This window comes from Desulforadius tongensis (assembly GCF_016907915.1).
GTDB classification, from domain to species: domain Bacteria; phylum Bacillota; class Desulfotomaculia; order Desulfotomaculales; family Desulfohalotomaculaceae; genus Desulforadius; species Desulforadius tongensis.
Genome location: NZ_JAFBCW010000017.1, coordinates 1 through 25,062, shown reverse-complemented (window position 1 = coordinate 25,062; position 25,062 = coordinate 1). Strand labels below are relative to the sequence as shown.

The 25,062-nt window shown below is 45.3% G+C and carries 30 protein-coding genes and 1 other annotated feature; of the genes, 1 reads left to right on the top strand and 29 read right to left on the bottom strand.

Annotated elements, in window-relative coordinates; all coding sequences use genetic code 11:
- Positions 1-53 precede the first annotated feature (53 nt).
- Positions 54-282: a binding site (T-box leader), on the bottom strand.
- 73 nt (positions 283-355) lie between these two features.
- The 14 genes from JOC37_RS08065 to JOC37_RS08000 form a co-directional block, all read right to left on the bottom strand.
- Entirely contained in the window at positions 356-493 is a 138-nt protein-coding gene (locus JOC37_RS08065; RefSeq protein ID WP_204617832.1) for a DUF167 domain-containing protein, read from the bottom strand.
- 6 nt (positions 494-499) lie between these two features.
- Positions 500-1,024 carry a DivIVA domain-containing protein gene (locus tag JOC37_RS08060; RefSeq protein ID WP_204617830.1) on the bottom strand — a complete coding sequence of 175 codons (525 nt, stop codon included), beginning with the start codon at positions 1,022-1,024 and terminating at the stop codon, positions 500-502.
- Positions 1,025-1,124: 100 nt separating this feature from the next.
- A complete protein-coding gene (locus JOC37_RS08055; RefSeq protein ID WP_204617828.1) occupies positions 1,125-1,919 on the bottom strand; it encodes a photosystem II electron transport protein, Sll1252 family in 795 nt (264 codons plus the stop codon).
- On the bottom strand, positions 1,920-2,183 hold the full coding sequence (locus tag JOC37_RS08050; RefSeq protein ID WP_204617826.1) for a YggT family protein: 264 nt from the start codon (positions 2,181-2,183) through the stop codon (positions 1,920-1,922). It abuts the gene before it with no gap.
- Positions 2,184-2,198: 15 nt separating this feature from the next.
- Positions 2,199-3,020 (bottom strand): pyrroline-5-carboxylate reductase, encoded by an 822-nt coding sequence (gene proC, locus JOC37_RS08045; protein WP_204617824.1) that lies wholly within the window; start codon positions 3,018-3,020, stop codon positions 2,199-2,201.
- Between the two features lie 23 nt (positions 3,021-3,043).
- Entirely contained in the window at positions 3,044-3,484 is a 441-nt protein-coding gene (locus JOC37_RS08040; protein WP_204617822.1) for a cell division protein SepF, read from the bottom strand.
- A 306-nt stretch (positions 3,485-3,790) separates the two neighbouring features.
- Entirely contained in the window at positions 3,791-4,468 is a 678-nt protein-coding gene (locus tag JOC37_RS08035; RefSeq protein WP_204617820.1) for a YggS family pyridoxal phosphate-dependent enzyme, read from the bottom strand.
- 89 nt (positions 4,469-4,557) lie between these two features.
- Complete coding sequence (locus JOC37_RS08030; protein ID WP_204617818.1) at positions 4,558-5,523, bottom strand: biotin/lipoyl attachment domain-containing protein; 966 nt, start codon at positions 5,521-5,523, stop codon at positions 4,558-4,560.
- Between the two features lie 235 nt (positions 5,524-5,758).
- Entirely contained in the window at positions 5,759-6,415 is a 657-nt protein-coding gene (gene phoU, locus JOC37_RS08025) for a phosphate signaling complex protein PhoU (protein WP_204617816.1), read from the bottom strand.
- A gap of 27 nt (positions 6,416-6,442) precedes the next feature.
- Positions 6,443-7,222 carry a phosphate ABC transporter ATP-binding protein PstB gene (gene pstB / locus JOC37_RS08020; RefSeq protein WP_238480826.1) on the bottom strand — a complete coding sequence of 260 codons (780 nt, stop codon included), beginning with the start codon at positions 7,220-7,222 and terminating at the stop codon, positions 6,443-6,445.
- 156 nt (positions 7,223-7,378) lie between these two features.
- Complete coding sequence (gene pnpS, locus JOC37_RS08015; RefSeq protein ID WP_204617812.1) at positions 7,379-8,752, bottom strand: two-component system histidine kinase PnpS; 1,374 nt, start codon at positions 8,750-8,752, stop codon at positions 7,379-7,381.
- Between the two features lie 3 nt (positions 8,753-8,755).
- A complete protein-coding gene (locus JOC37_RS08010) occupies positions 8,756-9,448 on the bottom strand; it encodes a winged helix-turn-helix domain-containing protein (protein WP_274380938.1) in 693 nt (230 codons plus the stop codon).
- A gap of 17 nt (positions 9,449-9,465) precedes the next feature.
- Positions 9,466-10,308 carry a peptidoglycan editing factor PgeF gene (pgeF, locus tag JOC37_RS08005; RefSeq protein WP_204617809.1) on the bottom strand — a complete coding sequence of 281 codons (843 nt, stop codon included), beginning with the start codon at positions 10,306-10,308 and terminating at the stop codon, positions 9,466-9,468.
- Positions 10,309-10,397: 89 nt separating this feature from the next.
- Positions 10,398-11,948: an MBL fold metallo-hydrolase RNA specificity domain-containing protein gene (locus tag JOC37_RS08000; protein WP_204617807.1), complete on the bottom strand. Its 1,551-nt coding sequence runs from the start codon at positions 11,946-11,948 to the stop codon at positions 10,398-10,400.
- Between the two features lie 190 nt (positions 11,949-12,138).
- Between JOC37_RS08000 and JOC37_RS07995 the strand changes: the two genes are divergently transcribed.
- On the top strand, positions 12,139-12,360 hold the full coding sequence (locus JOC37_RS07995) for an FmdB family zinc ribbon protein (RefSeq protein ID WP_204617805.1): 222 nt from the start codon (positions 12,139-12,141) through the stop codon (positions 12,358-12,360).
- A gap of 90 nt (positions 12,361-12,450) precedes the next feature.
- On the opposite strand, the gene nrdG is transcribed toward JOC37_RS07995, so the two are convergent.
- The 15 genes from nrdG to JOC37_RS07920 all read right to left on the bottom strand — a co-directional run bounded on the left by nrdG (position 12,451) and on the right by JOC37_RS07920 (position 24,875).
- Entirely contained in the window at positions 12,451-12,954 is a 504-nt protein-coding gene (gene nrdG / locus JOC37_RS07990) for an anaerobic ribonucleoside-triphosphate reductase activating protein (RefSeq protein ID WP_204617803.1), read from the bottom strand.
- A gap of 13 nt (positions 12,955-12,967) precedes the next feature.
- A complete protein-coding gene (gene nrdD, locus JOC37_RS07985; RefSeq protein WP_204617802.1) occupies positions 12,968-14,983 on the bottom strand; it encodes an anaerobic ribonucleoside-triphosphate reductase in 2,016 nt (671 codons plus the stop codon).
- 102 nt (positions 14,984-15,085) lie between these two features.
- On the bottom strand, positions 15,086-15,538 hold the full coding sequence (gene nrdR / locus JOC37_RS07980; protein WP_204617800.1) for a transcriptional regulator NrdR: 453 nt from the start codon (positions 15,536-15,538) through the stop codon (positions 15,086-15,088).
- Positions 15,539-15,807: 269 nt separating this feature from the next.
- On the bottom strand, positions 15,808-16,074 hold the full coding sequence (locus JOC37_RS07975) for a YlmC/YmxH family sporulation protein (protein ID WP_204617798.1): 267 nt from the start codon (positions 16,072-16,074) through the stop codon (positions 15,808-15,810).
- Between the two features lie 89 nt (positions 16,075-16,163).
- Positions 16,164-16,403, bottom strand: a complete 240-nt coding sequence (locus JOC37_RS07970; protein ID WP_204617796.1) for a hypothetical protein — start codon at positions 16,401-16,403, stop codon at positions 16,164-16,166.
- A gap of 17 nt (positions 16,404-16,420) precedes the next feature.
- Positions 16,421-17,194 (bottom strand): RNA polymerase sporulation sigma factor SigG, encoded by a 774-nt coding sequence (gene sigG / locus JOC37_RS07965; RefSeq protein ID WP_204617795.1) that lies wholly within the window; start codon positions 17,192-17,194, stop codon positions 16,421-16,423.
- A 95-nt stretch (positions 17,195-17,289) separates the two neighbouring features.
- Complete coding sequence (gene sigE / locus JOC37_RS07960; RefSeq protein WP_420797285.1) at positions 17,290-17,991, bottom strand: RNA polymerase sporulation sigma factor SigE; 702 nt, start codon at positions 17,989-17,991, stop codon at positions 17,290-17,292.
- A 54-nt stretch (positions 17,992-18,045) separates the two neighbouring features.
- A complete protein-coding gene (spoIIGA, locus tag JOC37_RS07955) occupies positions 18,046-18,960 on the bottom strand; it encodes a sigma-E processing peptidase SpoIIGA (protein WP_204617793.1) in 915 nt (304 codons plus the stop codon).
- A 244-nt stretch (positions 18,961-19,204) separates the two neighbouring features.
- Positions 19,205-19,870 (bottom strand): stage II sporulation protein M, encoded by a 666-nt coding sequence (locus tag JOC37_RS07950; protein ID WP_204617791.1) that lies wholly within the window; start codon positions 19,868-19,870, stop codon positions 19,205-19,207.
- A gap of 129 nt (positions 19,871-19,999) precedes the next feature.
- On the bottom strand, positions 20,000-21,055 hold the full coding sequence (gene ftsZ / locus JOC37_RS07945) for a cell division protein FtsZ (RefSeq protein ID WP_204617790.1): 1,056 nt from the start codon (positions 21,053-21,055) through the stop codon (positions 20,000-20,002).
- A gap of 46 nt (positions 21,056-21,101) precedes the next feature.
- Positions 21,102-22,292 (bottom strand): cell division protein FtsA, encoded by a 1,191-nt coding sequence (gene ftsA / locus JOC37_RS07940; RefSeq protein WP_204617788.1) that lies wholly within the window; start codon positions 22,290-22,292, stop codon positions 21,102-21,104.
- Between the two features lie 80 nt (positions 22,293-22,372).
- The gene (locus JOC37_RS07935; RefSeq protein ID WP_204617786.1) at positions 22,373-22,714 is read right to left on the bottom strand and encodes a small basic family protein; all 342 of its coding nucleotides are present in this window, start codon (positions 22,712-22,714) and stop codon (positions 22,373-22,375) included.
- Complete coding sequence (locus JOC37_RS07930) at positions 22,714-23,421, bottom strand: DUF881 domain-containing protein (RefSeq protein WP_204617784.1); 708 nt, start codon at positions 23,419-23,421, stop codon at positions 22,714-22,716. Before JOC37_RS07930 ends, JOC37_RS07935 begins: the two co-directional genes overlap by 1 nt.
- Positions 23,418-24,125 carry a DUF881 domain-containing protein gene (locus JOC37_RS07925; protein ID WP_204617782.1) on the bottom strand — a complete coding sequence of 236 codons (708 nt, stop codon included), beginning with the start codon at positions 24,123-24,125 and terminating at the stop codon, positions 23,418-23,420. Before JOC37_RS07925 ends, JOC37_RS07930 begins: the two co-directional genes overlap by 4 nt.
- Before the next feature lie 18 nt (positions 24,126-24,143).
- Entirely contained in the window at positions 24,144-24,875 is a 732-nt protein-coding gene (locus tag JOC37_RS07920; protein WP_204617780.1) for a cell division protein FtsQ/DivIB, read from the bottom strand.
- Positions 24,876-25,062 lie beyond the last annotated feature (187 nt).

Below are 25,062 nucleotides of genomic sequence, written 5' to 3'. Positions count from 1 at the left end.
GCAATTTCACCTCTTTTAAAATTTTTAATATCTAAAACAAAAAATCCGCCCCCCCAAGGGACGGATTATCTTCCGCGGTACCACCCTTGTGAACAGGCGCCAGGCACCTGATCACTCTGCACCGTTAACGTCGGTGTGTCCGGCACAACCTACTAACACCACTGCGCATTCGATCGTGCACCTCCCGGAGGATCTTCGAAAGCGGCCATGTACCCGGCTTCCACCTCACCCGGGCTCTCTGAAACATTAACCACAATCTACTGTTCCGTTCACAGGCTTTAAGAAGATTTATTATTATAAAACTACCTATTGTATTATACAAGAACATGTATTAGCGGTCAACTTTTGACATTATTTAATTATATTTTAAGAGAACAGTTAATCTTATTTTCACCGCATCATCCAGCAGCCCGGAAATCTGGTTTTTAGAAGCCCTGGGCTGTACCCGCACTCTGGATGTCACTGTACCGTTTTCTTCTTTTATGTACAGCACGGCTTATCAACCCGCCTGTTCTTCTTCCTGTGGATCCTCTGGAAGTTTCTGGTGTCTTTGGTCTTCCGCCGCGAGCAGTTCCAACTGGGTTTCCAAAAAAGTGCGGAACTGAGCCCGGAATACCTGGGCCTGTTTTTGTATTTCCCGGTATTCTTCCATTATTTCCTGTACCTTGGCCTGGGCCGCGGCGATTTTTTTCTTCCCCTCTTCTTCAGCATCCTGAATAATTTTTTCTGACCGCTGGTAGGCATCCTGCATTAATACTTTAATTTCTTTATCGGTATTTTCTTTTAGTTCCTGGGCATTTTTTTGCGCCATTACCATGGTTTCTTTTATTGCTTCTTCCAACTGGCGATACTGTTGGTGGCGGCTTTCACATTCAGCCAGGTTTTTCTTAAGCCGCTCATTTTCCTTTAGTAAATCTTCTACTGTATCAGCAGCTTCTTCTAAAAACTTGTCCACCTGCCGCTCATCATATCCCCGGAAACTTTTTTTAAATTCCTTTTGACGAATATCAAGAGGAGTTAACAATAAGGTACACCTCCACTATCCTGAAAAATGGTATCCTGCTGAGCCGCCGGCTTTTCATCCCCTGATGTGCCTGTACGCGGCATAAAGAGCTGCACTGCCTTTACAAGTATTTATGCAGCACCAGTGCAATGCGCCCTTTCTTGGTGCTGCCCTTTACCGCTGCCACTTTTACCCTCCCCCGGCCGCGGAGGGACAGCATGTCTCCCTCTTTAACCGGGGCAGAAGGATTGCTGCATGGGCACCAGTTGATATTTAATCTTTCTGCCTTTATTTCTCTCACCAGCTTACTGCGGGAGGTACCATAGCCGGCAGCAGCTACGGCATCCAATCGCATTGAGGCTACGGTGGCATTAATTACTTTTATCTTCGGTGCGGGCAGCTGCAGCTGTTCCCTGGTAATTTCTCTAACGTTAACCTTCACCCTGCCCACTTTGGTCAGGTTTGCTCTAATGTAGGGAGCTACACCGGCATCCACCACCAGCTGCGCCCCCTTTTCACCCACTATGATATCACCCAGCCTGTCCCTTTTCAGGCCCAAACCGGTCAGTGAACCCAAATAGTCCCGGTGGGTTACCCCGGCCATTTTACAGTTACCTTCCACAACTAAAAACGCCAATTGGGAATCCAGCTGTTCCGGCAGCATGTAATCGGGATAGATTATCACCCTGGTTCGTTCGGCATCGGGGTAACCGCCATCGGCAGTTATTTCAATATCGGAAATGGGGTTCAGTAAAGAAAATACTAGACCCGTATGGTACGGGTCATAAAAATCAGTTACCAGCGGCCGGTGATTTTTTAACACCTTCTCTGCCAGGTCAATGGCCCTGGCCAGTAAGGCCCTTTCTTCGGTACCGGCATAACTGTTTAATAATTTTTCACGATCAATTAATACCATTTAGAAAATCGCCCTCAGCAAACTCATTACTAACCATTTAATGATGCTCAGTGCAAACAGCGCTGCAATTGGTGAAAAATCAACCATTCCCACCGGGGGAATAAACCGCCGGAAAATTGATAAATAAGGCTCTGTCATATCATAAACAAACCTTATCAGCGGACTATACGGGTTATGTTTTACAAAGGAAAGTATAATTCTGGCAAATATAATCACCTTGTAAACCTCAAAGGCTACGTCAACAGCTTGATAAATAATAAACATTAATTCACCTCGTTATTATTTTAGCCTTTCTGATATTCGTTTAGATTGTTCTGTGGCAGCCATCACCGCATTCATCAGTGTTACCCTTAAACCCCCGTCCTCCAGCTCATACATTCCCGCTGCAGTGGTGCCACCGGGGGTTGTAACCATATCTTTTAGACGCCCGGGATGCCTGCCGGTCTCCATCACCATCCTGGCAGCACCCAGCATGGTTTGAACGGTTAATTCCGTGGCTATTTTTCGAGGTAAGCCCACCCTTACCCCGGCGTCTATCAACGCTTCCATAATAACATACATATAGGCAGGACCGCTGCCGGACAAACCGGTTACAGCGTCCAAAAGTTCTTCCTTTACAGTCACTACTTTACCTACTGATTTAAAAATTTCCTGGCAAATTTCGGCATGTTCCGCAGCGGCATAGGAACCGCAGGCCAATGCGCTGGCACCTGCAGATACCAAACAGGCGGTATTGGTCATCACCCGTACCACCGGTATTTCACCCAGGTGATTTTCTATGTGACCGGTGGTTATTCCTGCCGCAAAGGTTATAACCCAGTGATTCTTGTTGATATGTGCTTTGATTTCCGACAAAACCTCATCAATTACCTGCGGTTTCACCGCCATAATTAAGATACTGGCAGACTTGACCAGCTCTATATTATTTTCTACAGTATTAACACCATTTTTTTCTTTTAACAGCATTAAGCGTTCAGTATCCGGATCACTGACAAAAATATTTTCGGCAGTAATCAATTCACTTTTAATCAACCCGCTTATCAGCGCCTCAGCCATTACACCTCCGCCAATAAAACCAACCGACTGTCCCTTTAGAGGCATACAAATCTCCTCCTATAATCAAGCTATGACTGGAAAATTGAAAAAATGCCCTTTTCACGTACTTTTTCCTTTAGTTCACTGGCTATGTCAATATTATTGGGTACAAACAGGAAAATATTTTTTCCTACTTTTTGCATATTACCATTTAAAGCATAAGTGGTGCCGCTCATAAAGTCAATTACCCGGCGGGCTAAATCTGTTTCTGCATTTTCTAAGTTTACTATAACCGGGCGGTGGTTTTTCAGGTTGTCGGCAATGTCCTGTACTTCGTCATAGGAAGAAGGTTCCGCCAGCACCACCTGTACCTGCCGCTGGGTGTGCAGGCTGACAACTGTGCCCTTGCGTCTTGCTGCTTTAGTATCTTCTTGAAAATTTTCCTCTAATTGTTCTTCATCATCGTAAATATCTTCTTCATCATCAAAGCCCATTATGCCCATCATTTTGTCTAAAAATTTTTTACCCATACAGCCCCTCCTTTCCGGGCCAACAGCCGGAAATACTCCCCTACCCTAAAAAATGCTGCGGTTCTAAGCCGGTAGCTTTTGTAACGTTCGCTAAAATTCCTTCGCCGGCCAAACTTAGCGTTCGGTCTGCCGGTTACGGCAGGGTACCCGGCATATTCGTCGTCCGTGACTCAGATGCCGGTGCCGCACTTCCTGTGCGTCACCCTGCCTCCACCGGCACCCCTCACTTAGTTCGGCTGCGGCTCATCTATAAACGCTCACTTGTACAAAAGGCTGCCTGCTTTTTGTCCTCTGAAGGTGCCGAAACTAGGCACGGAAAATGGCCGAGCCCACCCTGACAATGTCGGCCCCTTCTTCCACTGCCACTTCAAAATCATTGGTCATGCCCATGGACGTCAGCTGGATGTGGGGCCATTTTTCGGCCAGTTTCTGCCGCATGGTGTACAATTCTTTAAAAATCGGCCGTACCTCTTCGGGGTTGTCCACATAAGGCGCCATGGTCATTAACCCTCTGATATTGATTGCTGACAGCTGCGATGCTTCTGTTATAAAATCCTCTACTTCATTTGGAGATAACCCGTACTTTGTTTCTTCGCCGGAGATATTCACCTGAACCAGAACATCCACTGTAAGTCCTTTAGCTGCGGCAAGGCGGTGGATGGTTTCAGCCAATTTCCACCGGTCCAGAGAGTGGATTAATACTGTTTTATTTATTACATATTTAACTTTATTCGTTTGTAAATGGCCAATTAAATGCCAGTTTGCCCCGGGCAGCTGTTCTTGTTTTGCCATCAGTTCCTGAACCCTGTTTTCGCCCAGGTCGGATATGCCGGCTTCCAGCACTTTGGTAATTTGTTCAACCGGTACTTTCTTGGTTACCGCCACCAGTTTAACTGATCCCGGCTGCCTGCCGCCGCGCAGTTCAGCCGCCCTGATCCGTTTTTGTACTGACTCCAAGTTTGCCACTACATCAACTTCAGTCATATATATCAGCCTCTCCTTTTTATCGGCTATCCTGAAAAATAGTATCTGAAAAGTGCTCTCCCCTGCAAACGGCTGCCGAAAGCTACAACCTAAAAGATTAAATCTCCTTCCCTTACCAGCTGCGGGTTTAATATATATCGTACACCGGTAGACAGTTCTTTACTTTTTACCGCAACCTGGTTTTTAAGGGTTCCCTGTATTTCCACCGGCACCCACACAATTTTACGCTGGTATATTTTATACAAGCCAGGTTTATTGTCTTTATACACCAGAGCCCTTTGCGGTATCAACAGGCCGCTTAACTCTTTTTTTAATATTTCAAAATTGGCATTTCTGACGTGAATAATTTCATTGGGATAGTCTTTTGCAGTAACCAGTATCCACTGGTGCTGTTTTTGGATTTTGGATTTTAATACCCGGGCCGTGAACCAGCTGTCTTGATATTTCAACTTAATTTTTTCTCCCTTTTTCAACCGCTTGTACGGCATTTTAGGACCACTAAGTTCCAAGTATATGATAATTGGTTCCAGGTTGTCCACCAGTTTAATTATCGGCTGGCTCTTTTCCACTGCCCTTTGTTTTTCCGTGTGGATGGTTAAATTTGTTCTTATTGTATCAATCTGGGATAATTCTAATTCATCAGCTGCTGCAGGGGTCAGCACGCCTTCTAAACCGTCAATATGCATACATACTGTCCCGGCTTTAGGGGCATAAACAACTGTATCTGCAGTACCACCGGGGGAACTTAAATTTATGCTGCTGATTTTTGCCACCACCGTTCCTGCCGGAATGCGATCACCTTCTTTTACCAGCAGGGTTATTTTACCGCCTACCGGTGCCCTAACCAGCAGTTCTTCCTTTATTAATAACCCTGAAGATAATACTGTTTCTGTTACCGTGCTGTTTCTAGCACTGTCTGCATCTATTAAAAGGCTCAGTACCAGCGGGCGGGTTAACCCGGTGGCTGTCCAAACCACTATTGATAATAATAATAGTATAATACATGCACTTAATAAAAGTCTTTTTTTACGACGTTTTATTTTATTTCTGCGCACACTTTTCTCCCACTCCCAATCTACCATGAAAAATGTTATCCTGCTGAGCGGTGGCTTGTTGTCCTCTGAAGGTGCCATTTATGGCATGAGTACCTACCATGAAAAATGTCATCCTGCTGAGCCGGTGGCTTTTGTAACGTTCGCTCACCGGTTTATAAGAATTAATTCGACGATGGTGTCTTAAATCCTGCGTAAAAAAGGACGCGATAATCGCGTCCTGTGAAAAATTTACTTTTTAATTAAGTTCTTCCTTTTCCCCTGTAACTAAATAAATAACATTTTCACCGATGTTGGTGGCATGGTCACCAATCCGTTCTAAGAACCTGCTTATAAACATTAAATAAACTGCCTGGTCGATGGTTTCAGGGTCTTTTTTCATGTACACAGTCAATTCTCTAAAAATCTTGTGGTACAGGTCATCCACTTCGTCATCGTTATCACACATTTCACGAGCTTTCTCAACATCTCCATGGACATAAGCGTCCAGGCCGTCTCTAACCATGTCCTGCACCAGTTTGGCCATGTGCGTGAGATCCACCAGCGGTTTGATTAATTTTTGCTCTGCCAGGCACATGGTTGTCCGGGCAATATCCACCGAGTGATCGCCAATACGCTCCAGGCTGACCAGAATCTTAATTCCCGTTATCACCACCCGCAGGTCTTTAGCTATGGGCTGCTGAGTGGCAATCAGGGTAATACATTTATTCTCTATTTTTTCTTTCAGATCATCTATTACGTCGTCGCCTTCAATCACTTTAGCCGCCAGTACAACATCTTGACTGTTTAAAGCTTCCATGGAATTGTAAATGGATTCTTCAACCAAACTGGCCACACGCAGGATGTCCTGCTGTATTTCCATCAACGCTTTGTCAAAATTGCTTCTCACTGTCATTTGTTTTTATACCCCCAAAAGTTATACCTAACCAAATCTACCGGTAATATAGTCTTCTGTCCGTTTATCCTCGGGCATGGTAAATATTGCACCGGTATCCCCGCATTCCACTAAATCCCCATTGAGGAAAAATGCGGTGGTATCGGAAACCCTGGCTGCCTGCTGCATGTTGTGGGTTACTATAATGATGGTGTATTTATTTTTTAATTCGCGAATTAATTCTTCAATTTTTAACGTGGAAACCGGATCAAGGGCTGAAGTGGGCTCATCCATTAGCAAAACCTCCGGTTCCACCGCCAGCAGCCTGGCAATACACAGGCGCTGCTGCTGGCCACCGGATAAACCCAAAGCAGATTTATACAACCGGTCTTGAACTTCATCCCACAAAGCCGCACCCCGCAGGCTTTTTTCAACTATTTGGTCCAGCTGCTGCTTATTCTTGATCCCGTGAATACGGGGCCCGTAAGCAACGTTGTCATAAACCGACATCGGGAATGGATTGGGTTTTTGAAAAACCATACCCACTCTTTTACGCAGGCTGACTACATCAACATCCGGCCGGTAGATATCTACACCGTCTAACGTCACTTTACCTTCTACACGCACACCCTCTATCAAATCATTCATCCGGTTTAATGTGCGTAAAAAAGTGGATTTACCACAACCGGATGGGCCAATTAAAGCAGTAACGCGGTTTTCCAGCACATCCAGGCTTACATTTTTTAACGCTTGAAAGTCTTTATAATACAAATTCAAGTTTTGCACGGATATTTTGCTGTTAGTCAAAATAACAGTCCTCCTTAACATTAGGAAACAGTTAAGAAGCATATGGTCAAAAGTACCCCTGGCTCATACAATGCTATAAATACCCTTGACCATACACTTAAATACTAATAATACACCCGTCATGGCAATTCTAACAGCTCCTTTTTATACCTGCGTTTATTTAAGGTTAACTTTATGTTAACACGCACAGCATCCCTGCCCCAGCGGCAGTTTAAAAGTAAATACTGTACCCCCGGGTGAACTTTCAACCTCGATTTCTCCATCATGAAGCTCTATTACATGCTTGACAATGGCTAACCCCAGCCCGGTGCCTCCCACCTCTCTGGAACGGGCCTTATCAACCCGGTAAAAGCGCTCAAATACCCTGGGCAGGCTTTCTTGGGGGATACCGGTGCCGGTGTCCCGGACCGATACCTTTACTGCCTGCTGTTCCGCTTCGGCAGTTATAGTTACTTTTCCTTTTTCCGGCGTGTACTTAATGGCATTATCTACCAAATTAACCAGCACTTGTATTAATAAGTCTTTTTCTCCCATCACAGGAGGTACATTTTCCGGTACCTTGGTAGTAATTTCAATATCTTTGGCTTCCGCCTGGGCGGTAAACATTTCCGTTACCTGACCGATAATTTTTGCCATATTAACGGGCTGTTTTTCCAATATGGTTTTGTTGTTTTCCAACTTGGACAGTTTAAGCAAATCATCCACCAGTTTGCTTAAACGGTCCGTTTCTTTTTTTACAATACCCAGGAAACGCCTGGCTGTTTCTTTATCATCCATAGCCCCATCCAAAAGGGTTTCTAAAAAGCCATTAATTGAAGTTAGAGGAGTGCGCAGTTCATGGGACACATTGGCCACAAAATCAGCACGCATTTTTTCCAGCTGGCGCCGCTCGGTAATATCCCGCAGCAGTGCCACTACCCCTGAAGAATTGCTGTCGCCGGCTTTGAGGGGGGTGACATGCACTTTAAGCACCGCGGGATTAGGCATTAATACTTTAATTTCTCGGCACTGCGGTTCTTTACTCTTCAGCACCTGACGTAAAAGCTGATCCAGCTCGTAATTGCGAATCACTTCTATTAGCTTTTTGCCTATACTGCTGCCCCTGTCAATTTTAAATTTTTTTTCCAGGGCGGGGTTGAGCATTATCACCCGGCTTTCAGAATCCAGGGCAATAACACCGTCAGCCATGCTGTCTAAAACAGCTTTGGCCCGGTTGCGTTCTTCACCGATCATGACCATATTCCGGCGCAGCTGCCGGGCCATGAAATTAATGCTGGTGGCCAGCTCATCAATTTCATCGTCTGCCTGAACCATAATCTCCCTTTCCAAAATACCCCCAGCCATTTCGTAAGCAGTATGGGTAATTTCTTCCAACGGTTTTATCAGGCGAATTAACATTAAATAAAACATTATCACGGTACTGACAGCGGCTATGGCCATGGCAGTATAAGCGGATATAAAATCCTCTGCCAAAAGCACCGTTACAGCTATAAACACAATTAAAAGACCCACATAACTGGCTATGATGCGGCTTTTGATTCCCAGGTTCACCGCTTACTTTACCTCCTTAAATCGATACCCCACCCCACGCACCGTTTCAATTAATTGAGGTGAATTCTCAAGCCGCTCCAGCTTTTGGCGGATATGGCGAATATGCACGTCCACTGTACGAGAGTCACCGGTATAGTCATAACCCCAAATTTTTTCCAGCAGGAAATCCCTGGTAAAAACCTTGCCGGGATGCTTAGCCAGAAAGCGCATCAGTTCAAATTCCTTTGGTGTCAGTTCTAATTTTGACCCGTTGACAGTAACGGCAAAGCGGTCTTCATCGATAATTAAACCACCAACGGATAGCCGCTTGGAGTAGGAAACCTCTTCTACCTGGCGGCGCAGCCGGGCTTTAATACGCGCCACCAGCTCCCTTGGCGAAAAGGGTTTGGTCATGTAATCATCGGCACCCATTTCCAAGCCCAGTATTTTATCCACTTCTTCTCCCCTGGCACTGAGCATGATAATTGGTATATTTTTGGTTTCGGGGTCACTGTTTATATTCCGACAGACAGTTATTCCATCTGTACCGGGCAGCATTACATCCAGCACCACCAAATCCGGTAATTCACGGCGCACCAGTTTCAAAGCTTCATCCCCGTTGCCGGTACTAATTACCTGGTATCCTTCCCGTTCCAGGTTAAATTTTACTAATTCGATAATGTTTTCTTCATCATCTACAACCAGTATTTTGGGCATCATCTTTCCTCCCCTTATTAATTATTCCGTTCATCCTTTAACATTATCAACGAAGCCATGCGCCCGGTGCAGCCTCCGGATGCCCGGTGGGAAAAAAACATATCACTATGGCAGGAAGTACACATTTTAGCCACAGTGATATTTTTTTCTTTAACCCCTGCTTCCAAAAGTGCCCGTTTATTCGTTTCCCACAGATCTAAGAGCCATTTCTCCCGGCCGCAGGGTTTAACCAATTCATTCCAACAGCTAAAGGCGGCGGTAAGTTTATTTATCACTCTGCTGTCTACCACATAACAGCAGGGGCCGATGGATGGTCCGATGCCAACCAGCAGATCCCCGGGATCGGTACCAAATTCACTGCTCATGCGCTGCAGTGTGTTTACTCCAATTTTTTGCACCGTCCCCTTCCACCCGGCGTGGGCAAGACCCACCGCCTTGTTTACCGGGTCAAGAAAAAAGAGCGGTACACAGTCGGCGTAATAACTGGATAAAGGGATACCGGGTACATTGGTAATCAGCGCATCCACATTGGCAATGGCCTGATCAACGGAATCGCTGCCCATCCCCTGGTGTTTTGATGCTACCACGCAGACTTCCCCGCCATGCACCTGCTGTGCGGCCACCAAGCGGTGGAAGCTGAGGCCCAGGGCGCGGCAAACCCGGCGGCGGTTTTCCAGCACCGCCGCCGCATCGTCACCCACGTGCAGGCCCAAGTTTAGAGATGCATAACTGCCGGTACTGACACCGCCCATCCTGGTGGTAAATCCGTGCACAACTAAACCGGTGGCGGTAAAAGCCGGGATAGAATAAAACCACAGGTGATCATACTTATTGATTGCAAAACCGTTGGTAAGGAGCATTGTAATTATCACTTCCCGTAATTGTTCTTCGGCGCCGCATACCACAGGTTTCTTTTCTTAATTATTATGCCCAAACCACAGATATATTTCTAGATAACTGAATCCAACCAGCGTTCCAAGTCTCTCAACTGCTGCAGCAGTACTGCACATTCCTGGGAATCCACATCGGTCTGCAAATAACGCTCCAGCTTCCGGGATACCTTGTTGTAGGTTTCACGCAGCATATCCGGGTAAGCAATTTCTCCCACCGTCAGTTCAACTTCCTGCATCAGTTCCGGCACGGTGGTGGGAATGTTCAGCTCCCGCCTTATAATTTCGGCCAATTCTTCCGCCCCTTCTGCCTCACCATGAACCAAAAATACCCGGCGGGGGGGCTTTTTAAACTGCCTCAACCAGTCCAGCAGGCCGGCCTGATCGGCATGGGCAGAGTAGCCGTCGATATTTCTTATTTCGGCCCGTACAGCCACCTCTTCACCATGGATACGCACCAGTTTTTCCCCGGATACTAAGCGCCGTCCCAGTGTGCCCATGGCCTGGTAGCCCACAATAAGTATTGTTGCTTCCGGGCGCCACAAGTTATGTCTTAAATGGTGCTTGATGCGGCCGGCGTCGCACATGCCGCTGGCAGAAATGATTATGTGGCTGCCGGTTTTGGTATTTAGAGCTTTCGATTCCTCCGCCGTAACGGAAAAATGCAGGTTATCCAGCCTCAGCGGATGCTTACCCTGGCTGATCAACTGACTTGTTTCTTCATCATATACATTGGGATGGCGGTTAAAGATTTCTGTTGCCTTCACCGCCATGGGACTGTCAATATATACCGGTAAAATAGGAATTGCTCCTTCTCTCTGCAGCTCCGCTATTTCATAAATAATATCCTGGGTTCTGCCCACAGCAAAGGCGGGAATAATCAGGTTGCCGCCCTTTTTATAAGTATCGTTAATGGCCTTTTTCAGCATTTCCGCTTTGTTGTCTTTGTGCTTGTGCAGTCTATTGCCGTAAGTTGATTCCATAAACACATAGTCAGCATTGAAAATTAATGATGGATCATTAATAAACGGTTGATCATAGTTTCCTATGTCCCCGGAAAATACCAGCTTGGTTTCCTGCTGGCCCTCTTTAACCCAAATTTCAATCATCGAGGAACCAAGTATATGACCGGCATCTAAAAATCGCACCGTTACCTGCGGGGTTATGGAAATGATATCGCCGTATTCAACCCGCTCGAAGTACTGCATGGCCTTTAAACCGTCTTCGGCTGTGTAAATGGGTTCTATTAATTTGCGCCCTGCCCGGCGGTTTTTACGGTTTTTACGTTCACACTCCATTTCTTGAATGTGCCCTGCATCGGGAAGCATTACTTCGCACAGGTCTGCAGTGGCAGAGGTGGTAATTACCCGGCCGCGAAAACCGTGTTTTATCAGTTTCGGTAACAGCCCGCTGTGATCAATATGGGCGTGGGTCAGCAGTACAAAGTCGATACTGCCCGGCGGTATGGGAAAATCGCGATAATTGCGCTCTTTAAGTTCTTTTGAACCTTGAAACAGCCCGCAGTCAATTAAAATCTTGCTGCTCCCCACTTCCAGCAGGTAGCAGGATCCCGTTACTACTTGCGCCGCACCTAAAAATTTAATTCGCAAATTAATCACTCCATTCGACTAGAAAAGCAATTTCGGTATAAATACCATACCCGCCACCAAATTCCCTGCTAATAAATTAAAAAAGCATTTAGTTCAACATATTTTACAAAATTATTTATGTTATAATTATGTTGTGTAAAATAACTTCATGAGAAGTATGTAATATAGATCAAAAGGGGAGGAATGGATTATGCCGATATATGAATTCCGCTGCAGTTCCTGCCGGCATAAATTTGAAAAGTTATGCCAGTTGGGAGAAACCGGGGAAAATTTGAAATGCCCCCGGTGCGGGGCACCAAAGCCTAATAAAATAATGTCTTCCTTTAGAGCAGACAGTGCAGATTCCCTGCGGGGCAGCAGGGGCGACAGCTGCACCACCTGCACTTCCAGAAACTGTTCTGCCTGCAGGTAAAAACCCGGGATATATTCCCGGGTTTTACTCATTCATAAACGCTCACCTGCTTTTTCATCCCCTGCCGACAGCCCCATGCGGCATGGAGGTTTATTCCGTTTCCAGCCGCAGTTCAACCACTTCACCCCGGGCCAGTGTTTTGGGCACATCAATCAGCCGCTGGTTGGCCGAACCTCTAAAGGCCAGGGATAAATCTTTCTGCTCTTGAATAAAAGGCCCGTCCACCAGCACGTCTATCATTTTCAACACCGGCAGGTGCTTTATTTCTTCAAAGGTGTATCCGGTGTAAGTCCAGATATCCAAGGATGAATTATGCTGTTTTAACAGTTTAATGATTTCCATCAGACCCTCGGCCTGGGCCAGCGGTTCTCCCCCGCTGAATGTTATCCCCTTTGTCAGCGGGGTAATAGAATTGATAATTTCCTGCACCAGTTCAGGCACCGTCATTTCCCGGCCACCGGTAAAGGGGATGGTATCCGGGTTGTGGCAGCCCGGGCAGTGCCTGGGACAGCCCTGGAAAAACACCACGGTACGCACACCCAAACCATCCACCACACTGCCCTTGGTTAAACCGGCTATACGAACTTTTTTCATATCACCCTCCAATTTACAGGCCGTGTTTAATCCGGTCGTTTAGTTCAGCCAGTTTACTGTCATTAAAACGGTCGGTGGTGCTGAGATAACCGGTGATGCGCCTTACCCTGCGTATGAATGCAGAACCGCAGCAGGGACATGTCTCATCCTCTATTACTCCCAGCAGACCGCAGCCGGTACAAAAATCCACCGGGAAGTTAATGGCTGAATAACCCATATCGGATTCACCCATAAATCTTACAATGGATTCCATAGCCTCAAGGTTATGGATCGGGGCACTGGGCAGCTCTACATAACTGATATGACCGGCGTTGCAGTATTTATGATAAGGCCCTTCAAGGGCTATCTTTTCATAGGCGTTAATAGAATAATCCACCGGCACATGGAATGAATTGGTGTAATATTCTTTATTGGTTACACCGGGAATAACTCCATATTCCCTGCGGTCCATTTTAACAAACCGGCCGGATAACCCCTCTGCCGGCGTAGCCAGGAGAGTATAGTTCAGGTTGAACTCCTCGCAGGCTTCATCCACCTTTTTACGCATAAAGGAAACAATTTCTTCTCCCAGCGCCTGGGCATCTTCACTCTGGCCATGATGTTTACCGGTAAGGGCAGTCAGTGTCTCTGCCAAGCCAATAAAGCCAATGGATAAAGTACCATGCTTAATGGCTTCTTCAATGGAATCATCGGGTCCTAACTTTTCTGAACCCATGTACAAGCTCTGCCCCATCACAAAGGGCATATCCTTCACTTTTAAATTTGCCTGTACCTGGTAGCGGTGATACAGCTGGCGTTTGGCCAATTCCATCATATCATTTAACAAGCGGTAAAATTTCTTTATGTCCCGGTCAGCCTTAATGGCCAGCCTGGGCAGGTTAATGGTGGTAAATGACAGGTTGCCCCGCCCGTCGGTAACGGCGGGCCCCCTGCGGTTGGCCATTACCCTGGTACGGCAGCCCATATAGCTAACCTGGTTCCCGTATTCATTGTTAAAAGAACTATCCATAAAGCTGAAAGTGGGGTTCAATCTCTTAGCGGCCACCCGCAGTGCCAGCTTAAACAAATCATAGTTGGGATCACCGGGATTAAAGTTAATTCCCTTTTTAACCCGGAAAATAATATTGGGGAAGATGGGATTCTCACCCCGGCCCAAACCGGCCTCATAGGCCAGCAGCAGGTTTTTGGTTACACGACGGCCCGCTTCTGAAGTTTCGGTACCCAGATTAATGGAAGAAAAAGGCACCTGGGCACCGGCCCGGCTGTGCATGGAGTTCAAATTATATATTAATGCTTCCATAGCCTGGTATGTTTCAAAATCATCGGCATTCTTTACAAATTCTGCCATATCCCGGTCAAAAAATGCAAAGGATTGACCGCCATGCATATCGTTCTGCGAGCTCTGCAGAATAATGGCCGCAAGGGCTGTGGCCGAAGTAGGGCGTTTGGGCGGGCGAATATACCCGTGCCCGGTGTTAAACCCTTCTTTTAGCAGCCTGCCCAGGGGAATTTGAATACATGTCAGTGTTTTACCGTAAAAATCCAGGTCGTGGATATGCATATCACCGTTAATATGGGCATTGGCCATCTCCTCAGGAATTAACCTGCTCAAATAATATTTTTTACTGGCGGCACTGGCTATTTGCAGCATTTTAGCCGAAGGTGAATTGCTGATATTGGCATTTTCTTTACTGGTTTCTTCCAGAATTTCCTCCACCGCATCCATTAATTCACCCTTGGCCTCGCGCATGCGGGTACGCTTATCCCGGTATAGAATGTAGGCCTTTGCTGTGCGGGCATGGCCGTTTTCAATCAGCACTTTCTCCACAACATCCTGTACATCTTCTACACTGAAAATACTGCCATTATACTTTGCTTTTAACATTTTAAGCACTTCCAATGTCAATTCCATCGCCAAAGCACGGTCTTCACCGCCCACCGCCCGGGCCGCTTTGAAAATGGCTTCGGTTATTTTTGATTCATCAAAGGGAACTTCACGCCCATCCCTTTTTTTAATGGTTTTGAACATAAAAAATGGCCTCCTAACTTTATATCATTAAAAAATAAACTTTTCGTTACCTTATAACGTCATCTTTTATAACCTTTACCCAAATTCCTTTGCCGGCCAAACTCAGCGCTTTAAAAATTTCTCCAGTTCCTGCATGAAATTTTGTACATCCTGGAACTCCCGGTAAACCGATGCAAAACGCACGTAGGCCACCTCATCTTCCTCGCGCAGCCAGTCCATGGCCAGCTCCCCGATTATGGCACTGTTAACTTCCGGCTCCATCCGGTTACGAAGTTCTTTCTCAATCTCAGCCACAAACCTTTCCAGTCTTTCAACAGAAACCGGCCTTTTCTCACAGGCCTTAATCAAACCGCTCAATAATTTGTTGCGGTCAAATACCTCCCTGCGCCCGTCTTTCTTTACCACCACCAGCGGTACTTCATCCACGCGCTCATAGGTAGTAAAACGCTTACCGCATTCACCGCACTCCCGACGCCGGCGAATAGCTTGTCCTGCATCAGCGGGCCTGGAGTCCAGCACCCGGCTGTCAAGGTTACCACAAAATGGACAACGCATAAGCTCACCTCATCAAAATAACTCACCCTCTACACGCTCTATGCACCCAATATATAGAAGGTGAGTTAATTTTAATATACAATATCTAGTTAGTCAATATTTTATTACTAACTTTTCCACATTACCCCACGCTAACAACCGGGTAAAAAGTTAAAGCCGGCCTAAATTAAGGCCAACTTTAAATATAGTATAATTACAATCACTGCCCAGGATTATTATACAAGATTTATCGTTAAACTAAAAGGTTCGCCTAAATTAATTATAATTAATTATCTAATTAAGTCCCTTCGGTTCCCTGCCACAGCATTAACTTCCACCAGAATAACATCCATCCCGATTTTTACTATTTTGTCCCACGGCACCACAAACTCTTCCTCCCGGCCCAAAAAACCCAACACTCTTCCGGGAGCCGGTAAAATCAAGGCACTGATTTTACCCTGCTCCATATCTATATCTATATCTTTTATAACCCCTAACCTGCGACCATCAACAACGTTAACGATTTCCCTGGTTCGCAGCTCTGATACTTTCACCATGATTTGCACCTCCCCATAGTATGTATATGTTTAAAAGACGGTTTTTTGCATTTAAAAAAGGCTCGATAACAAAATCAAGCCTTAAACTGTTAAATTTCCCACTCTAAATTTCTCTCTGTCCGGCCGGCGTTCAACTGCCAATTCTTTACACCTGCAGGTGCTGTAACCTCCTTGGTTTCGTCCTCAAAACCGGTAACGGTGTGCAATTTGTATAAATTTTGAGCGTTATAAGCCTTCACCACCCCGTTATTTTGGGGGAAAGGTATACTTATCACAGTAATTGCCGTCATCACCAAAAACATCACTGTCAGGGCAATCACTTTACGCATTTTAATCATTCCCCCGTTTAAACATGCTTTTTCATGTGGCTTAAAGCAGCCTTTTCCAACCGTGACACCTGAGCTTGGGAAATACCAATTTCTTCTGCCACTTCCATTTGAGTTTTCCCCTCAAAAAAACGCAGTGTCAGTATGTGCTTTTCCCGGTCACTGAGCCTGCTTAAGGCATCCCTTATGGCTATGCCCTCCAGCCAGCTGAGATCTAAATTTTTTTCGTCACTAACTTGATCCATTACAAAAATGGGGTCTCCGCCGTCATTATAAATTGGTTCAAACAGCGAAATGGGTTCTTGAATGGCATCTAAGGCAAAAACGATCTCTTCTCTTGGTATGTTTAACGCACCGGCAATCTCGTTAATGGATGGTTCCCGGGAATGCCTGTTTACCAGCGAATCCCTTACCTGAAGAGCTTTATAAGCCACATCTCTTAAAGATCTGCTCACCCGGATGGGATTATTATCTCTCAAGTAGCGCCTTATCTCGCCAATAATCATTGGTACAGCATAGGTGGAGAACTTTACATTTTGACTTAAATCAAAGTTGTCAATGGCCTTCATTAATCCGATACATCCTACTTGAAACAGGTCATCTACACATTCCCCGCGATTGGTAAAACGCTGGATAACACTTAAAACCAGTCTCAAGTTACCGTTAATAAGCCGGTTTCGGGCTTCAGGATCACCATTGTGCATGGCCTCGAACAAAGCACGCATCTGACTGCTTGATAAAACAGGAAGTTTGGAAGTGTTAACGCCGCAGATTTCTACTTTGTTGACCAGCATTTTTTAGGTCTCCACCTCTTTATCAGCTTTATTCACTTGCTTAATTCAATTATTACCTTGGTACTTTTTAAATATACATAAACAAAAATTGTATCTTACTCCATCCGGTGAATCTCCTTCTTTAACCTGCTGATGATTCGCTTCTCCAGCCTGGAAATATACGACTGGGAAATACCTAATAAATCAGCCACTTCCTTTTGAGTTTTTTCTTCACAATTATTTAAACCAAAACGCAGCTCCATTATTCGTCTTTCCCGCCCGTTCAATTTTTGCAGTGCTAAATGCAGCAGTTTTTTATCCACTTCTTCCTCAATATATTTATATATAACGTCATTTTCCGTTCCCAAAACGTCCGACAGCAATAATTCATTACCGTCCCAATCAATATTTAACGGTTCATCAAAGGATACTTCAGATTTTGTCTTGTTATTTCGCCTTAAATGCATCAGTATTTCATTTTCTATGCAGCGGGAAGCATAGGTGGCCAGCTTAATTTTTTTATTGGGATCAAACGTATTAACGGCCTTTATTAAACCAATGGTACCGATGGATACTAAATCTTCAATGCCCACACCGGTATTTTCAAATTTTCTTGCTATGTAAACAACCAAACGCAAATTTCGCTCTATCAGCACACTTTTAACAGACCCGTCCCCCAGCTCCAACTGCTGTATTAAATTTGTTTCTTCATCGGCAGTAAGTGGAGGCGGCAGCGCCTCACTGCTGCCAACATAGTGCACCTCAGGCTCATGGCCTAACCATTGCAGGAACCGTGAGATCGTTAATTTCATTACCAACTTCAGATAGTTAAGGTTCCTCAAAATGCCAACTCCTTCCTGAGACACTTTTAGTTATGCCGCATCCATCAATTCCGGGTGCAGCAGCGCCCGGTATCCGCTATCTGCAGCAATTGTCCCATTGTGAATAGCAACCAGTGCCTCTTTTTTAACAATTAGTTGTTTATCATGGCCAATGGCCAGTTTATCCGGTTTAACACCCAACAGTATTCCATTTTTTTCACCCAGTGACCGGTAAGGTATAATATAAAACCGGGAAGCCCAGGGACTGTTCTTAAGTATTTGCTGTAATTTCAAATAATCAATGCTGCCGGCATCTTCATAAAGCCTTTTTATACATCCCGGCAAAAGATTTTTTATAACACCGTACTCCACCACCATCACCGGCAGCCCGGTAACAGGATCGGTTAATGAATTGCCTGTATCCAACAGCGCGTCTACCCGCACCTGCTGATTTAATATTTCAATAACCACCGGCGTTTTAAAATTCCTCTGGTATACCCTGCGGCGAAAAGCTGCCGTTCCCCAGCGGCCCAAAACCCAAGTTATCAACAGCGCTGAAGCAGCACCCACCCAAAAATGTTTCTGAACCAGTTTCATTAAATTAAAAAAATAGGCATTATTATTTTGAGAATGTATAAAATATATTGTTCCCATAACTGCCCCACCCATGGCAAAGGAAGCCACGTAGAAATACCCCAGGCAAATAAAAAAACGACGCCATGGAATGGGAGCAAAGACCGACAACACCATCAAAACGGATATAATAAATTTACAACCCCACATCAAAAGCCACTGCCACTGGGGTATAAACACAGCCACCGCATAAATTGACCCCAACGCTGCACCAAATAACATCCTCCAGCCACTGGGGTTTAAGCGGGCAAATTTTGCGGTGGCCCATAAAATGGCATAATTCATTACTATATTCCCGGCCAATACCACATCAAGGTAAACAACAGTGGTCATTTTAAGCCCTCCAAATATGAGCGGCCAGCGGTAGAAAGCATCATTCCGCACTACCAGTATATGGCCCAATAAAACTAATTATTACATTGCTGCCACCATTTCCCGGTCATATAAAATAGGACAATATAAAAAACCCTGGCTATATTATACATTCCAGGGTTTGTTATATTTGTCATTTTCTGGTTATTAAGTCGGGGAATTTTTTTACCTATTTTTTCGGATTAAGAAGAAATTTTAAAAAAAATTAAACCCCAATAATTTTTTCTGCCAGCGGTGCCGATATATAGGTTTCGATTACCGCCGCCGCTGCCAGTGCCGCCACCAGCACCGGCAGCAGCTTAAACAAAAGTTTTTGTGCCACGGGGAGATATTGAAAAAAGCAGCCGGTGTTATCCCTTCTTCCCTGATTTATGGTGTTATACAAGTAATAACCGCTAAACAGCGTACCGGCAGACATGGCGAAAAGTTCTAAAACACCGTGTATCATGGTAATAAACAGCAGAATTATATAACTTACATTCATGTTTGCCGCCAGCACTCCAATAACCAGCCCCACCACTAACCCGTTTATCAGGTATAAAAATACACCTATTACTGCCGCCAGCACCACTGCTGCCGCTTTTATTCCTTTAACAGGCAGCATCTGCAGTGAAAAAACGGTTAACGGGGCAATGGTTACCAGCAGGTTGTTAACGAATATCTTTAAAGCCATGCCGGACTGTTCCGCATCTTTTACCTTGCCGGCCAGACCTTCCATCACTTCTCTTGTAAACTGGTTTAAGAAAGGATAGATCTCAAAAACTCTGCTGCTGAATGCATTAAGGATTACTACAATAAATACAAACGTTATTTCTGCCAGCAGTGCAAAGGTTAAATAATTACCAAGCTTAAAATCTTCTACCAATTTCATCAGTGTCTTTCACCCCTACAGCGAAGTCCGGCCAACCGGCTTAAACGCAAACTAACATTATTTTACGCGTTAAACAGGGGCTTGATTTATCAAGCCCCCGAAAAAAATTATAATAATTATTTTTATTTACTAACTTTTTCGACGCAGGAACGCCGGAATATCAAGCTCATCGTGATTGGCAAAGGGTTTGATATCCATGTCGGACTTAAAACGATCCCTTTTATCTCCGCCCCGGTAATCAAAACCGGTGGCTATCACCGTTACTCTAACATCTTCATTCATTGCTTCATCTATTACCGCGCCAAAAATGATGTTAGCCTCGGGGTCCGCTGCCTGGGCAATAATTTCCGCCGCTTCGTTCACCTCAAATAACCCCAAGGATGAACCCCCGGTAATGTTCAACAGTACGCCCCTGGCCCCTTCAATGGATGTCTCCAACAGAGGACTGGATATGGCTGCCTTGGCTGCTTCAGAGGCCCTGTTTTCACCGCTTGAAGTACCAATGCCCATTAACGCTGAACCGGTGTCCTTCATGATGGTTTTAACGTCAGCAAAGTCCAAATTAATTAAACCGGGTACGGCAATCAAATCGGAGATACCTTGAACACCTTGACGCAGCACGTCATCCGCGATGCGAAACGCCTCCACGATAGAAGTGTGCTTATCAATTACCTGCAGCAGCCTGTCGTTGGGTATGGTAATCAATGTATCCACTTTACTCTTTAATTCTTGAATACCGGCGTCCGCCTGGGTTAAACGTTTACGTCCTTCAAAGGTGAAGGGTTTAGTAACAACCCCCACGGTAAGGGCTCCTATTTCCTTGGCCACTTGGGCCACCACCGGTGCTGCACCGGTACCGGTACCACCGCCCATACCGGCAGTTACAAATACCATGTCGGCACCCTTTAAGGCTTCTTGAATTTCTTCCCTGCTTTCTTCAGCAGCCTTTTTACCAATTTCCGGGTTGGCCCCTGCTCCCAATCCTTTGGTCAGCTTGGCACCGATTTGAATTTTATGTGTACTTTGAGACAAGTGCAGGGCCTGGGCATCTGTATTTACCGCAATAAATTCCACACCCTTTAAGCTCGCTTCAATCATGCGGTTAACAGCATTATTGCCTCCGCCCCCTACACCAATTACCTTAATATTGGCATATTGATCGAGGTCCAGTTCGAAATCCAACATGCAGTAATCCTCCTCTATCTTTTCTGCGGTACAACAAACTATAATTCTAACCCCTGAATCTATGTATAACGCTTCTGAACCCACTCTTTAATTTTGTCAGAAGTTTATTTTTGTGCTCACAATCCTTCACCATGGTATCAACGGCATATTCCATAACTGCCGCGGCACTTCCTCCATTGGGAGGTATACCGGCATCTTCGTTCTTAAAATCAGCTACCCTTACCGGCAGGTCAATGGCTTCGGCCAGCAGTTCCGGCAAACCGCTCAGCTGTGCACCTCCACCGGTAATTACCAACCCCAATGGCCGGGTGCCTTGACCGTACTCTTTAATTGACATTTTTATCAGGTCTACCAGTTCAAGCACCCGGGCCTCAATTATTTCGCTGATTAACCGGCCGGGTACCTTACGTGCCTGCCCCTCTAATTCCACTTCCTCGGCACCGGCGGGCAATTTCTTTAACCCGTACTTCACCTTTAATTTTGACGCCGCTGAAAGGGACAATCTTAACCCGATGGCCAGGTCACCGGTCACATGTTCACTACCCACAGGCAAAGATATAGTTAACCAAGGCCCGCCCCTGCGGTACCAGCAGAGACCGGTGGTATTTCCTCCTATATCCACCAGCATGGTTCCTACTTCTTTTTCCACCGGCTGCAGCAGCCGGTGTGCCAGTACCAAAGGAGTAAAAAAAATTCCTTTCACCTTTACCCCGGCGTGCTCCAGGGCTTGATACAAATTCTGCAGTGCCGCTGCTCGTCCCTGTATCAAATGAGCTTCAATTTTTAAATGCTGCCCCACTCTGCCGATGGGGTCATCTATACCCCAATTTCCATCTACGGCATACTCCCGGGGTATCAAATGCACCAACTTCAGCCCATCATTACGGGCCTTTGCCCGGCAGGTTTCAAAAAGCAGCTGCAGATTCCTGGCGCTGATTTCTTTTTTTGATTTTGGAATATCAATACCGGAAATAACATTGGTACTTACTATATCACAGCCGGAAAATCCCACATACACATGCTGCACTTCAATCCCGGCTTCTTTTTCGGCCTGGTTCAGCGCTGTCCTAATAGATTTTGCACAGGCGTCAATATCAAAAACCACATCCTTTTTAAATCCAATGGAGGGGGATTCACCATAACCAATTATATTTAACCCCTGGGTATTTTTACTGCCGATTAAGGCAGTAATACTGCTTGTGCCCATATCCAGGACGGCTAAAGTACTGCTGCTCACAGCCAAGTATCCCCCTGTTTCTTACTTTATTTGTAAATTCAACATCAAAGCAAAATTCCCTTTTAGCAATTTACAAAAAACTATTTTTTTAACAAATGCCTTCTGATGATGGCCAGATTTTGAAATAAGCGCACTCCAAAGGCCACCACCGCAGCGGTGGACAGCGGTACACCAAGGCGTTCACCTATATAAGCCAAACCGGCGGCAAATAAAGCATTAGCAAAAAATCCCGATAAAAAAACCGTATTGTCAAAATGATCTTCCATCCCCGCCCTAATGCCGCCAAAAACCGAATCCAAAGCCGCCAGTACTGCTAACCCCAGGTAAGGTGCGTAGCTTTCAGGCAGAACTATTGGTACTTTTAAACCGATAAACAGCCCCAAAAACAAACCCACCGCAGCTAAAATTGTACCAAACCACATTATTCATCTTCCCCTTCTTTTAAAGGCTTAGCATAATAAAAATCCAACGGATTGGTATAAGCCGGCACAGTAATTTCTTCCTTTGGCGTAACTGTAACCGATATAGACCATTCTTTAAGGGTATCTACTATACCGCCTTTAATATTCAAACTGCTGGCCAGTTTTTCCGGATCACCGATAGCCTTGATGGTATACGGAGTGGTCAGCCTGGTTAAATTGACATCAATAAATTTACCGGCATTACGTATCTCACTGGTGGCCACCAGGCGCTGGCCGTTAATAGATATAGCTTTTGCTCCCGCCGCCCTGAGCTCATTAACCAGCCTGAGAATATCTTCATAGGTAATGGAAAATACGCTGGGGTCATATCCCGAACGCTCTTTTTCCGGCATGTTATCCATTACCACCTCTACCCCCGGCCCGGTAACCTCTTCCAAGCCGGCGGCAAAGCGCAGTTTTTGCAGTTCATTCTGCAGCACTTCATAGGTTTGGCTGCTTCCCTGTTCCAATTGTTTTAAACTGTTTTCCAAATCCGCCGCTTCCGCCTGCAGTATCTGATAATCCTGTTCCAGCTGTTTTAATTCCTGGGTTAACTCCTGGGGCCTGTCATGGGGAACACTGCTGGTGCTGCTGCGGAACTGCAAAGCCAGCATTATACCCAGAACACACCCGGCCAGTAACAGGGAAATGTACATTGTCTTTTTCATGCCTTGTCTCCCCCATTGCCGTATTCATAACTAATAGCACCGCTGTAGGCAGAGATGATGACCTCATTCATTTTACTGGCTGATACTTGAATTCCCCAATCTTTCAGCTGCTCAGCAACCCCACCCTTCATAAATAAGGCATTATAAAGTGTATCCGGGTTGCCAATGGCAGTTATAACAAAGGGAGCCGCCAGCCGCTTATTTCCGTTAGTTAAAATTGTCGGTCCGATGCAGCGTATTTCACTGGTAGCTATCAAACGCTGGTCATTAATGGCCAGTGCCTCGGCACCGGCAGCCTTTAACTCATTTAATACCTTTAAAACATCTTCATCATGCAAAACATACAGGTTGGGGTTTTGTCCCGGCTGCAATGCCACATTACTATCGTTAAGGGTAACTTCTATGCCCGGCCCCACCACAGGAACGGTGCCCGCCATAATCCCCACTTTATCCAGCTGTACTTTCAATCTTCCCAATTCCGGCCTTGCCGTTGCTTCATCTAATTTTTGTCTCATTTCTTCAACCCTGGCCTGCAGTTTTTCCAGCGCCATTTTCTTCTGTTCAATTTGTTGGGTAAGTTTTTCTGTTCTTTCACTGGAAAGATTTTTCTGCAGGCTGCTGTTCATTTGAAACTGCACGGCCAGCATTATCCCCAACAGCACGGCAACTAAACCGATAGCCCAGTGGTATCCTTTTATCTTCATGAAGTCACCCTCCTCTGATTACGAAGCATACTTTACTACCGGCGATTTAAATGACGTCAGATCAATATACTCTATTTTTTTGCCGTCATGCATTTGATTAAGTACCTGTAAGAAAACATCTCCCTTTCGATATATATTTTCAGGTAACCCTAAACGCCCTTGTACACCATCGATTGTGTATATTGTTACCTTGTTATTGTCAACATGTACCTCCGATAACTGGTTGGTTAATTCCGGCGGAAGTTTATCAATTACTTCCAAGGCGGTAATGACCGTTTTCTCCGTCACTTTTTCACCGGGCTCAATTTCTTTCACCCGGCACCCGGTAATAACGGGTAAAAATAATTTGTTAAATTCTCCCTGCCGCAGATAAATTCCTTCCTTATCCAGTTCTATAAAACCGCCCGGGGCAGCTAATAACGCCATTGGCTCTCTCTCGGTGATGGAAATAACCACCGTAGAGGGAAAACGACGCTTGATTTTTACCTCTTTCACTGCGGGAAGCAAAGATATCTTTTCTTCCCCGCTGTGTAAATCCACTTTAAAAATGTTACTGCCCAGTACAACCCCGGACAGTTTAACCAATTTTTCCCTGGAAATTTGATTCCTGCCCACAATTTCTATTTTACGTATATTAAATATCGGTGATTGCAGTAATACATAAACGGTTAAACAAACCAATAGGATAAAAAAAACACCTTGCAAAAAGTTGGGTTTTGATCTTTTTTCCAGCGGTCTAACTCCGGTCAAATTTATCACCTACAATGCTGTCAATTAAATTAACTCCCGTGTTGTAAATAATTATACCTGAATACACGCCGGCTTGTCCAAAACGAATTAATAAAATCGAGTAGGAGGGAGTGATTAACTCCCGTCCTCTCACACCACCGTACGTACCGTTCGGTATACGGCGGTTCATGTTGTGGAACGAAGTTCA

Bases quoted from the DNA above. Each gene is read 5' to 3' on its own strand.
- JOC37_RS08055 (WP_204617828.1), bottom strand. From the start codon at position 1,919: ATGGTATTAATTGATCGTGAAAAATTATTAAACAGTTATGCCGGTACC.
- JOC37_RS08050 (WP_204617826.1), bottom strand. From the start codon at position 2,183: ATGTTTATTATTTATCAAGCTGTTGACGTAGCCTTTGAGGTTTACAAG.
- proC (WP_204617824.1), bottom strand. From the start codon at position 3,020: ATGCCTCTAAAGGGACAGTCGGTTGGTTTTATTGGCGGAGGTGTAATG.
- JOC37_RS08040 (WP_204617822.1), bottom strand. From the start codon at position 3,484: ATGGGTAAAAAATTTTTAGACAAAATGATGGGCATAATGGGCTTTGAT.
- JOC37_RS08035 (WP_204617820.1), bottom strand. From the start codon at position 4,468: ATGACTGAAGTTGATGTAGTGGCAAACTTGGAGTCAGTACAAAAACGG.
- phoU (WP_204617816.1), bottom strand. From the start codon at position 6,415: ATGACAGTGAGAAGCAATTTTGACAAAGCGTTGATGGAAATACAGCAG.
- pstB (WP_238480826.1), bottom strand. From the start codon at position 7,222: ATGTTAAGGAGGACTGTTATTTTGACTAACAGCAAAATATCCGTGCAA.
- JOC37_RS08010 (WP_274380938.1), bottom strand. From the start codon at position 9,448: ATGCCCAAAATACTGGTTGTAGATGATGAAGAAAACATTATCGAATTA.
- pgeF (WP_204617809.1), bottom strand. From the start codon at position 10,308: ATGCTCCTTACCAACGGTTTTGCAATCAATAAGTATGATCACCTGTGG.
- JOC37_RS07995 (WP_204617805.1), top strand. From the start codon at position 12,139: ATGCCGATATATGAATTCCGCTGCAGTTCCTGCCGGCATAAATTTGAA.
- nrdG (WP_204617803.1), bottom strand. From the start codon at position 12,954: ATGAAAAAAGTTCGTATAGCCGGTTTAACCAAGGGCAGTGTGGTGGAT.
- nrdD (WP_204617802.1), bottom strand. From the start codon at position 14,983: ATGTTCAAAACCATTAAAAAAAGGGATGGGCGTGAAGTTCCCTTTGAT.
- nrdR (WP_204617800.1), bottom strand. From the start codon at position 15,538: ATGCGTTGTCCATTTTGTGGTAACCTTGACAGCCGGGTGCTGGACTCC.
- JOC37_RS07975 (WP_204617798.1), bottom strand. From the start codon at position 16,074: ATGGTGAAAGTATCAGAGCTGCGAACCAGGGAAATCGTTAACGTTGTT.
- JOC37_RS07970 (WP_204617796.1), bottom strand. From the start codon at position 16,403: ATGCGTAAAGTGATTGCCCTGACAGTGATGTTTTTGGTGATGACGGCA.
- sigG (WP_204617795.1), bottom strand. From the start codon at position 17,194: ATGCTGGTCAACAAAGTAGAAATCTGCGGCGTTAACACTTCCAAACTT.
- spoIIGA (WP_204617793.1), bottom strand. From the start codon at position 18,960: ATGACCACTGTTGTTTACCTTGATGTGGTATTGGCCGGGAATATAGTA.
- JOC37_RS07950 (WP_204617791.1), bottom strand. From the start codon at position 19,870: ATGAAATTGGTAGAAGATTTTAAGCTTGGTAATTATTTAACCTTTGCA.
- ftsZ (WP_204617790.1), bottom strand. From the start codon at position 21,055: ATGTTGGATTTCGAACTGGACCTCGATCAATATGCCAATATTAAGGTA.
- JOC37_RS07935 (WP_204617786.1), bottom strand. From the start codon at position 22,714: ATGTGGTTTGGTACAATTTTAGCTGCGGTGGGTTTGTTTTTGGGGCTG.
- JOC37_RS07930 (WP_204617784.1), bottom strand. From the start codon at position 23,421: ATGAAAAAGACAATGTACATTTCCCTGTTACTGGCCGGGTGTGTTCTG.
- JOC37_RS07925 (WP_204617782.1), bottom strand. From the start codon at position 24,125: ATGAAGATAAAAGGATACCACTGGGCTATCGGTTTAGTTGCCGTGCTG.